At 70.0% G+C, this 12,899-nt stretch carries 17 protein-coding genes and 1 pseudogene; 7 read left to right on the top strand and 11 right to left on the bottom strand.

Annotated elements, in window-relative coordinates; genetic code table 11:
• Positions 1–149 precede the first annotated feature (149 nt).
• Positions 150–896: an alpha/beta hydrolase gene (locus ACFWP2_RS10970; protein ID WP_380450048.1), complete on the bottom strand. Its 747-nt coding sequence runs from the start codon at positions 894–896 to the stop codon at positions 150–152.
• A gap of 292 nt (positions 897–1,188) precedes the next feature.
• Here ACFWP2_RS10970 and ACFWP2_RS10965 point away from each other — a divergent pair, with 292 nt between their 5' ends.
• Positions 1,189–1,770: a hypothetical protein gene (locus ACFWP2_RS10965; protein ID WP_380450047.1), complete on the top strand. Its 582-nt coding sequence runs from the start codon at positions 1,189–1,191 to the stop codon at positions 1,768–1,770.
• Between the two features lie 67 nt (positions 1,771–1,837).
• Here the strand turns inward: ACFWP2_RS10965 and pepN are convergent, their stop codons facing one another.
• A complete protein-coding gene (pepN, locus tag ACFWP2_RS10960) occupies positions 1,838–4,357 on the bottom strand; it encodes an aminopeptidase N (RefSeq protein ID WP_380450046.1) in 2,520 nt (839 codons plus the stop codon).
• A 276-nt stretch (positions 4,358–4,633) separates the two neighbouring features.
• Here pepN and ACFWP2_RS10955 point away from each other — a divergent pair, with 276 nt between their 5' ends.
• Both ACFWP2_RS10955 and ACFWP2_RS10950 read left to right on the top strand, forming a co-directional pair.
• Positions 4,634–5,155 carry an EF-hand domain-containing protein gene (locus ACFWP2_RS10955; protein WP_380450045.1) on the top strand — a complete coding sequence of 174 codons (522 nt, stop codon included), beginning with the start codon at positions 4,634–4,636 and terminating at the stop codon, positions 5,153–5,155.
• A 36-nt stretch (positions 5,156–5,191) separates the two neighbouring features.
• Positions 5,192–5,737 carry a hypothetical protein gene (locus ACFWP2_RS10950; protein ID WP_380450044.1) on the top strand — a complete coding sequence of 182 codons (546 nt, stop codon included), beginning with the start codon at positions 5,192–5,194 and terminating at the stop codon, positions 5,735–5,737.
• Between the two features lie 204 nt (positions 5,738–5,941).
• On the opposite strand, the gene ACFWP2_RS10945 is transcribed toward ACFWP2_RS10950, so the two are convergent.
• The 9 genes and pseudogenes from ACFWP2_RS10945 to ACFWP2_RS10905 form a co-directional block, all read right to left on the bottom strand.
• Positions 5,942–6,154 (bottom strand): DUF397 domain-containing protein, encoded by a 213-nt coding sequence (locus tag ACFWP2_RS10945; RefSeq protein WP_380450043.1) that lies wholly within the window; start codon positions 6,152–6,154, stop codon positions 5,942–5,944.
• 10 nt (positions 6,155–6,164) lie between these two features.
• Positions 6,165–6,376 (bottom strand): annotated as a pseudogene (locus ACFWP2_RS10940) (DUF397 domain-containing protein).
• Between the two features lie 10 nt (positions 6,377–6,386).
• Complete coding sequence (locus ACFWP2_RS10935; RefSeq protein ID WP_380450042.1) at positions 6,387–6,617, bottom strand: DUF397 domain-containing protein; 231 nt, start codon at positions 6,615–6,617, stop codon at positions 6,387–6,389.
• A gap of 4 nt (positions 6,618–6,621) precedes the next feature.
• The gene (locus ACFWP2_RS10930; RefSeq protein ID WP_380450041.1) at positions 6,622–6,828 is read right to left on the bottom strand and encodes a DUF397 domain-containing protein; all 207 of its coding nucleotides are present in this window, start codon (positions 6,826–6,828) and stop codon (positions 6,622–6,624) included.
• A 207-nt stretch (positions 6,829–7,035) separates the two neighbouring features.
• Positions 7,036–7,269 carry a DUF397 domain-containing protein gene (locus ACFWP2_RS10925; RefSeq protein WP_380450040.1) on the bottom strand — a complete coding sequence of 78 codons (234 nt, stop codon included), beginning with the start codon at positions 7,267–7,269 and terminating at the stop codon, positions 7,036–7,038.
• 211 nt (positions 7,270–7,480) lie between these two features.
• Positions 7,481–7,693 carry a DUF397 domain-containing protein gene (locus ACFWP2_RS10920; protein ID WP_380450039.1) on the bottom strand — a complete coding sequence of 71 codons (213 nt, stop codon included), beginning with the start codon at positions 7,691–7,693 and terminating at the stop codon, positions 7,481–7,483.
• A 10-nt stretch (positions 7,694–7,703) separates the two neighbouring features.
• Positions 7,704–7,934, bottom strand: coding sequence for a DUF397 domain-containing protein (locus ACFWP2_RS10915; protein ID WP_380450038.1), 231 nt, complete (start codon positions 7,932–7,934; stop codon positions 7,704–7,706).
• Positions 7,935–8,151: 217 nt separating this feature from the next.
• Complete coding sequence (locus ACFWP2_RS10910; protein WP_380450037.1) at positions 8,152–8,358, bottom strand: DUF397 domain-containing protein; 207 nt, start codon at positions 8,356–8,358, stop codon at positions 8,152–8,154.
• Positions 8,348–9,190 carry a helix-turn-helix transcriptional regulator gene (locus ACFWP2_RS10905; RefSeq protein WP_380450036.1) on the bottom strand — a complete coding sequence of 281 codons (843 nt, stop codon included), beginning with the start codon at positions 9,188–9,190 and terminating at the stop codon, positions 8,348–8,350. The genes ACFWP2_RS10910 and ACFWP2_RS10905 overlap by 11 nt, the downstream gene beginning before the upstream one ends.
• Before the next feature lie 323 nt (positions 9,191–9,513).
• Here ACFWP2_RS10905 and ACFWP2_RS10900 point away from each other — a divergent pair, with 323 nt between their 5' ends.
• The 4 genes from ACFWP2_RS10900 to ACFWP2_RS10885 all read left to right on the top strand — a co-directional run bounded on the left by ACFWP2_RS10900 (position 9,514) and on the right by ACFWP2_RS10885 (position 12,601).
• The gene (locus ACFWP2_RS10900; protein WP_380450035.1) at positions 9,514–10,002 is read left to right on the top strand and encodes an NUDIX domain-containing protein; all 489 of its coding nucleotides are present in this window, start codon (positions 9,514–9,516) and stop codon (positions 10,000–10,002) included.
• Between the two features lie 104 nt (positions 10,003–10,106).
• Positions 10,107–10,538 carry an ATP-binding protein gene (locus ACFWP2_RS10895; protein ID WP_380450034.1) on the top strand — a complete coding sequence of 144 codons (432 nt, stop codon included), beginning with the start codon at positions 10,107–10,109 and terminating at the stop codon, positions 10,536–10,538.
• A gap of 12 nt (positions 10,539–10,550) precedes the next feature.
• Positions 10,551–11,105 carry a hypothetical protein gene (locus ACFWP2_RS10890; protein WP_380450033.1) on the top strand — a complete coding sequence of 185 codons (555 nt, stop codon included), beginning with the start codon at positions 10,551–10,553 and terminating at the stop codon, positions 11,103–11,105.
• Between the two features lie 992 nt (positions 11,106–12,097).
• Positions 12,098–12,601 (top strand): hypothetical protein, encoded by a 504-nt coding sequence (locus tag ACFWP2_RS10885; protein ID WP_380450032.1) that lies wholly within the window; start codon positions 12,098–12,100, stop codon positions 12,599–12,601.
• The last annotated feature ends 298 nt before the right edge of the window (positions 12,602–12,899 follow it).

Raw genomic sequence — 12,899 nt, 5'->3', positions numbered from 1 at the left:
TGCGTCGGCCTGGCGTCCCCATTTCGGCGCCCGCGGGCGGGGGTCGCCTTCTACGTCACGGGGGGGGCCCCCCCCCCCCCGGGGGGCCGCGCCCCCACGGTTCTAGCCTTCGCCGACCCCGCCGCAGCGGACGGCCGGCGCTCCCGGCCTCACTGCTTCAGGTGCCGGGCGAAGAACCGGGCCCCGGCGTCGGTCTCGAACTGCGGGACGCCGGCGTGCCCGCCCATGTTGGCGTGCAGCGTCTTCTCCCGGGAGCCGAAGGCGTCGAACAGGTCCAGGGCCGCCTGCCGGTTGTTCCCCTCGTCGTCCCACTGCAGCAGGACCTGCAGCGGAACGGTGACCCGGCGGGCCTCCTCGACGATGGCGCGGGGCACGAAGCTCCCGGCGAACAGACCGGCGGCCGCGATGCGCGGCTCGACCGCGGCCAGCCGGATGCCGATGGAGATGAGTCCCCCCTCGTACCCGACCGGTCCGCCGACCTCGGGCAGCGCGAGGAGGGCGTCCAGGGCGGCCCGCCATTCCGGGACGGCCCTGTCGACCACCGGGAGGACGAGGGCGTCGACGATCTCGTCGGTGAGCGGCTCGCCGGCCTCCATCACCCGGCGCAGGTCGGCACGGGCCTGCTCGAGGGCGGGCCAGCGGGGCCGCTCACCGCTGCCGGGGAGCTCGATGGTGGCCGCGGCGAAGCCGTACTCCGCCGCGTAGTACCGGGCCCGGGCCGACAGCCGCGGGTACATCGTGCGCAGTCCGAGCGGGGGCGGGCTGATCAGGATCAGCGGCGCGGGAGCCGAGGCGGACGCGGACTGGGGCGTCCACAGGATGCCGGGGATCTCGCCGAGGGTGAACTCGCGCTCGAGGACGTCGCCGTCGAGACGCTGTTCGGAAGTGACGTGCATGGTCGTGCCTTTCGGGAGTGCTCACAATGGCGCTCCCGGACGACGACCTATCGCCCGACCGTGACCCCGGAGGGGAGCACCCATGTCGATACTGCGTTCACGGGTACCACCTCCTCGTTCTCTCACACGGCCTCCGGAAAGGTAGCAGCACCCGCCGTGATCCGCCAACGGGATAGTGCGGGCCTGGGTCCCTTCAGCGGGAGGATGTTCCCGCTCGGTGACCAGGGAGGAACGGGGAAGAGGGCGAACGCCCCTCGGACCGCGAACTGCCCGATCTGACAGGATCCAACCCGTGATCGACTTTCTGGAAGACGTACGCGGGATCATCGGGCCGCCCAGCGGGCCCGGTGTTCCGGCGGAGTGCTGGCACGGGCTGGAAGCCGAGCTGGGCGTGGAACTGCCGGGAGACTTCAAGACCCTGGCCGAGCGCTACGCGCCGATCGAGATCGGCCGGTCGATCTCGCTGAGGGGCCCTTCCACGCAGGGGCGGGACCTGGGCAGGTACATCCGGGAGACCGTGGTCGCCTACCAGGACTGCGAGTTCACGGACGAGAACTTCCCCGGATTCCCCGCACCCCTGGGGTTCGGCGCGCCGGACGGCCTGATCCCCGTCATGCCGACCGCGCACGGGGAAGCGGTGTTCCTGCTGCGCACCGGCACCGGGTACGGCTGGTGCATCGTGGTCTACGTCGGCCACGACAACGAGTTCTACCGCTACGACCTGACATTCGCGGAATGGTTCTGCCGGTATCTGCGCGGAGAGGACATGACCGGGCCGAACAGCGGACAGGAGTTCTCGAACCCGATCGAGTTGACGGACTACGGCGTGCCGCCGACGCGGACGGAACGCTTCGGCCCGGTACGGGATGCGTGAGGGCGGCGGCGCGGGTCCCTGCCCCGTGCCGCCGCCCTGCGTGCGTCGTGCGTCCGTGCGTCGAGGGCTACCGCTCGGTCAGCGCCCGGGCCCGGACCGCGCGGCGCAGCGTGTCCAGTTGGTCGACCAGTCCGCGCCGGGTCGCCACGGTGAGGTCCGGGTCGGCCAGGCAGGCCTCGGCCGCCCGGACGGTGTGTTCGGTGGCGGCGTGGGCGGGGAAGGCCGCCGTGGTGAGCACCCGGGCCAGGGCGGGGCCGCGGCGGGCGGCGGCCGGGCCCAGTTCCTTGAAGTAGCGGGTGGTCAGTTCGTCCAGCAGCTCGGCCTGCTCGGGCTGCCACAGTCCCTTGGCGGTGGCGGCGGCCAGGTAGTTGGAGAGCTCGCCGTGGAACAGCGCCTGCCAGGCGGTCTCCTTGGCCGCCGGGTCGGGCAGTGCGGCGCGGCAGCGGGCGGCGCCCTGCTCGCTGGTGTCGCTGGGGTCGGCGGCGAATTCGGCGGCGATCTCCGGCTCGCCCGCCGCGCCGAGCACGCACAGCCGCAGCAGCAGCTGCCAGCGCAGGTCCGGGTCGAGCGCCGGCCCGCCGGGTACCGTGCCGGCGGCCAGCCAGTCGCGCAGTTCGGCGGTCTGGGCCTGGTCGGCGGCGGTGGCGATGACGCCGCGTGCGGCCACCAGGCGCAGGCCGGTGCGGTCGGGTTCGCCTTCGGTGCGCCGCAGCAGGGTGCGGCAGACCCGGGCCAGTTCGGCGAGCGCGGCCGGGCGTTCGGCGGGTGTCACGGCGCTGTCGACCACGAACTCGTGGGCGAAGGAGAGCACCGCGTCCACGAGGTGGACGGAGGTCTCGCCGGGCAGGTGGTCGGCGACGAGCCGCAGGTACTCGGCGGGCGCCAGCTCTCCGTCGCGCACCTGGTCGCGGGCGGCGCTCCAGAGCACGGCCCGGGCGAGCTCCTCGGGTACGGCGCCGAGCGAGGTACGGACGGTCTGCCAGGAGGCGGGGTCGAGCCGGACCTTGACGTAGCTGAGGTCGGTGTCGTTGAGCAGGGTGAGGTCGGCGGCGGCTCCGTCGGCGGCGGCCGGGTCGAGTGGCGCGCCGGCGCCGTCGGCGGCCAGGTCGAGCGGCACGCGCTCGGCGAGTTCCAGGGTGCCGTCGGCGGTGCGGCGGTAGTGGGCCACGGTCAGCTGGTGGGGGCGCAGGGCGCCGTCGGCCGAGGTGTGGTCGATGCGGCCGTCGGTCATGCGCAGGGTGTCAACGCCGGTGGTGCGCAGCCAGCGGTCGGCCCAGCCGTGGACGTCGCGGCCGCTGGCGGCGGCCAGGGCGCGGAGCAGGTCGTCGAGGGTGGCGTTGCCGAAGGCGTGCTCGTCGAAGTAGTCGTTGACTCCGGCGAGGAAGGTCTCCTCGCCGAGCCAGGCGACGAGTTGGCGCAGGGCGGCGGCGCCCTTGGCGTAGGAGATGCCGTCGAAGTTCTGCAGGGCCTGGTCGGTGTCCTCGATCGTGCCGGGGGCGACCGGGTGGGTGGAGGGGCGCTGGTCGGCGTCGTAGCCCCAGGGCTTGCGGTCGGCGGCGAAGCCGGTCCAGGCGCCGGTGAAGCGGGTGGAGGCGGCGGTGACGCTGTAGGCCATGTACTCGGCGAAGGACTCGTTCAGCCACAGGTCGTCCCACCACTTCATGGTGACCAGGTCGCCGAACCACATGTGCGCCATCTCGTGGATGACCACCATGGCGCGTTCCTCGCGTTTGGTGTCGGCCACGGCGGAGCGGAAGACGTACTCGTCGCGCAGCGTGACGCAGCCCGGGTTCTCCATCGCGCCGGCGTTGAACTCCGGGACGAAGCACTGGTCGTAGCTGTCGAAGGGGTAGCGGTGGCGGAAGACCCGGTGGTAGTGGTCGAAGCCCTGGCGGGTGAGCTCCAGCAGCTCGGCGGCGTCGGCGTCCAGGTGGGCGGCGAGGGAGCGGCGGCAGTGCAGGCCGAGCGGGATGCCGTCGTGCTCGGCGCGCACCGAGTGGAGGGGGCCGGCCACGACGGAGACCAGGTAGCTGCTGATCGGCGGGGTGGGGGCGAACTCCCAGTGGCCGGGCGAGGTCTGGTCGCCCAGGCTGTTGCCGATCACGGTCCAGGCGTGGGGGGCGGTGACGGAGACCGTGTAGCGCGCCTTGAGGTCGGGCTGGTCGAAGGAGGCGAAGACGCGCGGGCCGTCGCCGAGGAAGGACTGGGTGTAGACGTAGTCCTCGCCGTCGGCGGGGTCGGTGAAGCGGTGCATGCCCTCGCCGGTGTGCGAGTAGGCCATGTCGGCTTCGACGGTGAGCTCGTTGTCGGCGGCGAGGTCGGTCAGCGGGAGGCGGCCCTTGTGGAGCGTGGTGACGTCCAGTTCACGGCCGTTGAGGACGACGCGGTGGAGGGCGGCCGGTATGACGTCGACGTAGGTGGCGGCGCCGGGGGTGGTGCAGGCGAAGCGGATCACGGTGGTGGAGCCGAACACCTCCCGGCCGCGGGTCAGGTCGAGGTCGAGGTGGACGGTGCGGACGTCGAGCAGGCTGTGGCGCTCGACGGCCTCGGTGCGGGTGAGGACTGAGGTATCAGACACAGGGATCATGCTGCGCCATCCGGCGGGCGGACGGTACCGGCTTTTCCGCTCCGGGCGCGTCGGGGGCGATGTGATTGCCCGAGCCGGGAGGACGCTGGGGATTTGTCCGGACGCTGGGAACTTGTCCGGACGCTGGGGGCTTGTCCGGACGATTCCGGTCGATCATGCGCTCGGCCACCTCGGACGAGCAGCGAGGTGGCGGAGTCGCGCGCCTCCCGGGAACTGGGATCTCCGTCGGTAGTGTGCGTTCCAGAAATCCTGAGCAGAATTCCGGGGGGCGCAACCATGTCTGATGATGCGAAACGTCGTATTTTCTCAATGTTTGATTCGGATGGCGATCAGGTCGTTTCCCGGTCCGAATACCTCTCGCGGGTGGACCGCGTGGCCGCGGCGCTGGGTGTTCCGGCCCACGCCCCGGCCGTCGCCGAGGCCCGTCGCGCCCACGAGGCCGTGTGGCGGGACATGGATGCCGATCAGGACGGCCGTCTCACCTTCGATGACTACCGCGGCTGGGCGGGCCCGGCGGCGTTCGAACGAACCTGCCGTGCCGTCCTCGGAGCGATGTTCGACCTGGCGGACGGGGACGGCGACGGGTACCTCGGCCGAGCGGAGTTCATCCGTCTGCGCACCGCCATGGGGAACCCGAAGGCCGGCGCGGAGAAGGCGTTCGACGATCTGGACAACGACCACGACGGCCTCGTCCAGCGTGACGACTATCTGACCGCGATCCGCGATTTCGTCGTCACCGGGGTCTCCGCCATCGCTCCCGTGTACGGAACCGATGTCGTGCTGCAGGAATCGAATTAGTCCTCTTACCGGAATCCGACAGGGAAAGTCCGATCCATGAAACCCGTTCTCGTCGGCGCCGCACTGACCGCCGTGGCGCTCCTCGAAGCAGCGATCCCCGCCGGCGCGGCCTCCGCCGACCCCGAGGTCGACGCCACCTGCGTGCGCACCCTCCACGGCACGTTCGACAGCCCCGTCGACCAGGGAGGCGGCAACGCTCCCCAGGCCGACACCCTGCACATGACCGGCACCGTGACGTGTGTCGACCCAGCGGGCCGGGTCGTCGCCGCCGGGACCGTCGACCATGCCGTCACCCTGCCGCGCACCGAATGCACCGGCGACGAGCACGGCGACACCTCGACCACCCGCGTCACCTGGGCGGACGGCAGTGTTTCGACGCTCGGGTTCGAGCACATCGACGTCGTCAAGGCCGACGGGACCGCCTCACTGGTCGCCACCGGCACCGTCACCCCCGACAGCGCACGTTTCGCCGGCGACACGCTGCACGGCGTGGGCACCAGCATCAGCACCGGGTGCGGCACGACGGCCGGAGCACGCAAGGTCGCCTCCACGACGGTGATCCGCCTGACCCACCGGCCGTGAGCCGTAGGTGCTCTTCCGCCACCCGGCGCCGGCCGGGTCGAGCTCCAGAGCGCCCACAGCCCCTGCGCGTGCAAGACGCTCGGCTGGGAAACCCCAGCCGAGCGTCTGACTGCCTCTTCACAGCCTGACTCTGGTCAGCCGACCACGTGTCGCAAGGCTCCTGGAACCGCCCCCAAGCGGAGGCCGCCTCTTCCGGGCTCGGGCTCAGACGTCGCCGAACTCACCCCTGCGGACAGCGGTGACGAACGACTCCCAGGCCTCGGCCGGGAAGACCAGGACCGCCCCCTGGGGGTCCTTGGAGTCGCGGACAGGGGCCAGGCCAAGGAAGTCGGCAGCCACCTCGACGCAAGATCCGCCGTTGTTGCTGTAACTGCTCTTGAACCATGCGGCGTCGGACAGGTCTACACGATCGGTCATGGTGCCCCCCTCAGATCTCGCCGAACTCACCGCTGCGGACAGCCGCGACAAAGGAACTCCAGGCCTCGGCAGCAAAGATCAGGGCCGGGCCATGAGGATCCTTGGAGTCACGGACAGGCGCCAGGCCGGGAAGTCGGGAGCCACCTCGACGCAGGTACCGCCGTTGTTGCTGTAGGAGGACTTGAACCATCGGGCCCCGGACAGATCCACGCCGTCGATCATGACGCCCCTCTCAGGCTTCACTGAACTCGCCACTGCGGACAGCGACAACGAACGCCTGGAACGCCGCGGGGGTGAACTCCAGGACGGGGCCGCGCCCGTGCTGCTTGGTATCGCGCACCGGGATGGTGCCGGCCGGGGTCCGGCCGACCTCGACACAGTTGCCGATCTCGCTGCTGCTATAGCTGGACTTGGCCCAGCTGTAGCCGCCCTGGTCGAGGGTGGTGCCGTCGCGCATGGTCATCCTCTCAGGCTTCGCTGAGCTCGCCGCTGCGAACAGCGGCGACGAAGGAACTCCAGGCCTCCGCCCGAAAGACCAGGGCCGGACCCTGAGGATCCTTCGAGTCACGGACAGGGATCAGGCCGGGGTAGTCGGGAGCCACCTCGACACAGTTGCCCCCGTTGTTGCTGTACGTGCTCTTCCGCCACCCGGCGCCGGTCAGGTCAAGCTCCATAGCGCTCACAGCCCATCCGTGCCCTCCCCCGCCCGCATAAAAACGCTCGGCTGGGAAACCCCAGCCGAGCGTCTGAGTACGTCCGAACCTCTTGGCAGGAAGGGCAGCCCGCAGGCCCGGACCCCGAACGGTCCGGGCCTGCGGTTCAGACGATGGGTCGACCCCGGCGGCTGATTCGCCGGAGTCCACCCATCCGTCACTCACCCGTCACAGCTGAACCGGGAACTCGCCTGCTTTGACGGCCTCGAGGAAGCCCCGGAACGCCGCAGGGGTGAACTCCAGGACGGGGCCGCACCCATACTGCTTGGTGTCGCGCACCGGGATGGTGCCGGCCGCGGTCCGGCCGACCTCGACGCAGTCGCCGATCTCGCTGCTGCTGTAGCTGGACTTGGCCCAGCTGTACCCGCCCTGATCGAGGGTGGTGCCGTCGTGCATGGTCATCCTCTCAGGCTTCGCCATCTGGCGCCGGTCGGGTCAAGCTCCATAGCGCAACCCATCCGCGCCCTCCCCCGCCCGCACAAGAACGCTCAGCTGGGAAAACCCCAGCCGAGCGCCGGACTGCCTCTTCACAGCCTGACTCTGGTCAACCGACCACATGTCGCAAGCCCCTGGAACCGCCCCCAAGCGGAGGACGCCACGTCCGGGCTCGGGCTCAGACGTCGCCGAACTCGCCGCTGCGGACAGCGGTGACGAACGACTCCCAGGCCTCCGCCGGGAAGACCAGGACCGCCCCCTGGGGGTCCTTGGAGTCGCGGACGGGCATCAATGCACGAGCGTCACGCGCAACCTCAAGGCAGTCGCCGCCTTGCTGGCTGTAGGAAGACTTGAGCCACCGGGCTCTGGACAGATCCACGCCGTCGGTCATGACGCCCCTCTCAGGCTTCACTGAACTCGCCACTGCGGACAGCGGCAACGAACGCCTGGAACGCCGCGGGGGTGAACTCCAGGACGGGGCCGCACCCATGTTGCTTGGTATCGCGCACCGGGATGGTGCCGGCCGCAGTCCGGCCGACCTCGACGCAGTTGCCGTTCTCACCGGCCGAGTAGCTGGACTTGGCCCAGCTGTAGCCGCCCTGGTCGAGGGTGGTGCCGTCGCGCATGGTCATCCTCTCAGGCTTCGCCATCTGGCGCCGGTCGGGTCAAGCTCCATAGCGCTCACAGCCCATCCGTGCCCTCCCCCGCTCACACAAAAACGCTCGGCTGGGGACTGCCCCAGCCGAGCGTCTGACTGCCACTTCACAGCCCGACCCTGGTCAACCGACCACGTGTCGCAAGGCTCCCTAGAACCGCCCCCAAGCGGAGGCCGCCACGTCCGAGCTGGGCTCAGACGTCGCCGAACTCACCACTGCGGACAGCAGCAACGAACGACACCCACTCTCCGATCGGGAAGACGAGGGACGGCCCCGTCGGGTCCTTGGAATCACGGACCGGCATGACACCCAGGTAGCCGTCTGCAACTTCAATGCAGCCTCCCTGCCCGTTGCTGTACGTGCTCTTCCGCCACCCGGCGCCGGTCAGGTCAAGTTGCATGGCCTTCATAGTCCTTCCGTGCCTCCCGGATCGCGACCAAGCTGTCCGGTTGATTCAGGGCATTCACCTGGAGTCGATCGTACTTTCCAGCCCACCTTGACACGACCTCGGTGTCCTGCTCCAGGAAGCCCCGTTGCAGTGTCTCGGTATACCCGACCATGGCACGGTTCGGCAGGGTGAGCAGTGTGACCGAATGCGAGAACGGGCGTTCCTCACCGAGCAGGTAAGGGGCAACCTGAATGACGATGTTGGGCCGTGCTGCCAGGTGTTCCAACAGCTGCAACTGGCGTGCCATCACTGCTGGTCCGCCAATCGGACGTCGCAGGGCCGACTCATCGAGAACAACGTGGATCGCCAGCGTCCGGCCAAGGAGCTGCTGCCGTACGGACAGAAGCCTGAGGCGTTCGTTCGCCTGCTCCTGTGTTGCTTCGCCACGTCGAACAGGTGCCGACTCGTAAGCAGCACTGTAGTCCGAGTGCTGAAGTATGCCGGGGACCATGTCCAGCTCGAAGAGCCGGATAGCCAGGGCTTCCCGCTCCTTGGCCGCGAACTCGGGGAAACCTGGAATCAACGACCCGTTCTTCCAGCTCCACCACAGGAGTTCCAGCGAGCCATTGGTCCCCAAGGGCTCCTCACAGAGCTTGACGAAGTTTAAGCTCGGGGCCTGTTTCCCCGTCTCCACATTCGAGATGTAGACGTTCGAGTACCCGATCAACTTCCCCAGCCCTACCTGAGTCAAGCCCTTAGCATCCCGTGACGTGCGGAGATGAACGACGAGAGCCGCCAAGGGTGATGACGTTGGATCAAGTGTGCGACGGTTCATGGTCACCATCAATTTAAAGTGAGGCCAACTAGAGAGTTCAAACACTTCCGATCGTAGATGGCAAAGCGCCACTATGGCTACACCCGGTGATTCACCGGACGCACAGAGCAACCCTCGGGGACCCCATGCCTCACGCGCGGAATCCAGAGACTCGCCTTCAACTCCATGAATTCGCACCGGACTTCATCAACCTGAAGGACAACTACCCGCGCGGGAGCGTCTTCGTGGCAGTCGCGCTCGGGAAGGCCCTACCGCCCTCCCATCGACGAGCGGCCACCGCCGCCCGCCAACAATTCCTCTTATCTGGAGCAGAGTTGAGCAGGACCCGCATCATGAGCAAGCCCCCGGCCCGCCGGTCGGGCCAGCAGATCTTCGCCCTGCGCGAGGACCCCGGCGGATCGGGCGACCTGCTCGTCCTCCTCGTCGATCCCGTCTACATGGACGGTCTCATCCTCCCCGGCGGCAGTGCCGAGCAGGACGAACTCCCGCACCTCGCGGCCCGCCGGCACCTCGAAACCGAAACCGGCCTCGTCCTGCCCCTGCGCACCATCCTCACCGTCGACTACATGCCCGCCGCCGAGTTCCCCGAGGGCCTCAACCTCGTCTACGCGGGCGGAATGCTCACCCCCCAGCAGGCCAACACCGCCACCCACCACCAGCCCCCGGAAGAGCTCCGCGCCCTCCACTGGGTCCCCCGCCACCAGCTCCGCGACGTCATGGCCGCCGAGCAGTGCCGCCGCGTCGAGGACGCCTGGGACGCCTGGGAACACGGCGACGGCCTCCCCCTCCTCGTCCGGGGCGTCCCGGTCCCCGTCGGCTGACCAACCACCCGGCCCGACAGCGACATCCCAGGGCCGGACCTCCGTGACCACGGGTCCGGCCCCTCCTTCAGCAGCATGCGTTCAACCCCTTGAGGTACTCCCCCATGCTCGAAACCCACCGCCGCCCCCGCATGTTCGTCGCGCGCCTCGACTCCCGTACCGAGTCCACGCCCCTGGCCCGCTACCTCCTGCGCGCCTACCTCTCCGGCCTCCCCGCCGGCGAGCGCTACTCGGACACCGCCGAACTCCTCCTCGGCGAACTCTTCGCCAACGCCGTCCAGCACTCCGACGCCCCCGACGAGCACCACATCGAGATCCGCTTCACCCTCACCGGCTCCCGTCTGCGCCTCGAAGTCCACGACGCCGGCACCAACCATCCCACCCTCCGCATCTCCTCCCCCGCCGACGAACACGGCCGAGGCCTGCTCCTCGTCAACGAACTCGCCGAACGCTGGGGCTACGACTCCCGCCCGGGCGGCACCGGCAAGTACGTCTGGGCCCACATCGCCCCTTCCTCCTCCCTCGTCACCGCCTGAAAGCACAGCCCCATGCACCTCACCACCCTCGCCGGCCACGCCCTCTCCCGCGGCCGCACCCCCGCCGACACCTACGCCCTCCTCGCCCGCCGCACCCACAAGCCCCTCCCCTCCGCCCGCGCCGTCTGCCTCGCCCTCACCATCCCCCTCGCCGAGACCACCCGCCGCCTCAACGACTGCCACGACGCCCTCCTCGCCCACCCCCGCCCCGGCACCGAAACCGACACCGGCGAACTCCTCGAAGCCCTCGGCGTCTTCGACATCCCCAAGTCCCTCACCGACACCGAACTCACCGTCGTCCAACACTTCCTCACCGCCATCGACGCCATGGGCGGCATCCGACCCGGCCACCAACACGGCCTGACCCGCTGGTTCACCACCGGCAACCTCACCGCCGCCTACCTCTCCCTCGCCGCCGCCCGCCCCCTCCCCCGCACCGGCAACCCCACCCTGTACTGGACGGCCCTGGCCACCGCCGGCGAACTCCTCACCACCACCCCCAACCCCGACACCCGCCTCAAATACGCCCTCACCCACTGCCGCACCCAAGCCACCCGCCACCCCTGAACCCCCGCGCCCCGCACAGGAAGTCGGACCCGCCGACTTCCTGCTCCGGAGTGGCAGTGCGCCGTGCCGTTACCGCTTCGGCCCTGCCGAAGCGGTAACGAGCTCCGGGCCGCCGTGAACGGGCCCAGCCGTGGAGACGGCGGCCCCGGCCATCCGTGGCCGGGGCCGCCCATGGCTTTGCGGAAGGGGCGGGTGGGCGAACGTTCGGTGTGTGAGGGCGGGGCCGCGTGTTCACCGCGGCCCCGCCCTCGCCTCAACCTGGCTCGCTGCGCAGGAAGTCGGGTCGGCCGACTTCCTGCGCAGGGAGTGGTGGTGCGGCGAAGCGAGTGCTGCTCGGCGGTGGTTTCGGCGGGCCTGGCCCAGCTTGGCCAGGTCCGCCGTTGCTCTTGCGGTTCCTGGAAGAGGCGGGTGGAGGGCTCCCGTCTCTTCTCCTTCTTCGGGCGGGCCCGCCCAACTCCATTGATCGGCCCCGGGCCTGTTGCCGCTCTTCCGGCGGCTTCTCTCCTTCCGGGCCGCCCGGCCCTCGCGGGGGGGCGGGCGGGCGTCCTGTGCTGGGGAGCGTGGCGGTTCCAGCCCTCTCGGAGCAGGAAGTCGGTCCTACCGACTTCCTGCTCCGAAGTAGTGGTGCACCGTGGGATGGGCTGCTGGGTTGCCTCGTTCTCGGGCGACCCGGCCAACCCTTGGCCGGGCTGCCCACGGCCTTGTGGAAGCGGCGGGTGAGCGGGCACCAGGTGTTGTGGGCGGGCCCGTGTGCATGCACGCGGGCCCGCCCTCGACCTTGACCGGGCTCGCCCATCGTCCGCGCTGGAAGTCGGCCGGGCCGACTTCCTGTGCATCCCGGTGGCGGCCCGGCCCGGCGGCCCCGGCGGGATGCGCCGGTCATGCCCGCGAAGGTATGGCGCGATAGCAGGATTGGTCTTGGAAAAGACCAACTCGCAGGTCATAGCGTCGAGGGAGTTCGCGCACGAGTTTCACAGCGAAGGGGATCCACCATGGTCACCACCGGAAGCAGCAGCAGGTACGTGACGGTCAAGAGGCTCGTCGCCGCCTCGTTGGCCACAGCCGCGATCGGATTCGCCGCCGTGGGCACGGCAGACGCCGACGCCCCTCGAAGGGGCCGCGTCGAGGTCCTCGAACTCAAGGTTCAGAACGACCAGTACGAGGCGCTGGATCTCGGCGCGGCCGGGCCGAGTCTGGGTGACATGGACGTCTACTCCGGCACCGCCGTCCAGGACGGCCGCAGCGTCGGACGCGGGGGCGGATCGTGCCAGGTCGTTCAGGTCGAAGGTGAAGACATCACGACGCAGTGCCTGATCACCATGGCAGTCGAGGGCGGTTCCCTGACGATGCAGTCGCTCTGGACGAAGGGCACGAGCACCCCACTCGACATGGCCGTCACCGGCGGTACGGGCGCCTACGCCGGCGCGCGCGGCACATTCCGCTTCTGGGACATCGGCACGCCGAACGAAAGGGCGCGGGCCGAGATCCAGCGCTGACTCGGACGCCGGTGTCGTCGATCACGACGCCGGCGGGCGCGCGGTGGGGCTCCTCTGCGTCGATGAACTGACTCACAAGCGCTCGGACTGCCGGAGTGCCCCGCCTCACCCACACCCTCACCCACACCCTCGCCCTCACCCATGGCCGCCCCCGGGCCGCCCGCACCTGAACCCCGCGCCGGGGGGGGGGGGGGGGGGGCGCCCCCCCCCCCCGCGCCCCCCCCGCCCCCCCGGGGGCGGCGGGCCCCGGCGCCCCCCGCGCGGGCGCCGCCGGCCGCGGCAAAGCCGACAGCACCCT

The sequence above is a fragment of the Kitasatospora sp. NPDC058444 genome (genome assembly GCF_042721415.1).
Taxonomy (GTDB): Bacteria; Actinomycetota; Actinomycetes; order Streptomycetales; family Streptomycetaceae; genus Kitasatospora.
Note: the sequence above shows the minus strand (reverse complement) of the source record. Positions and strands in the feature narration are given on the sequence as shown.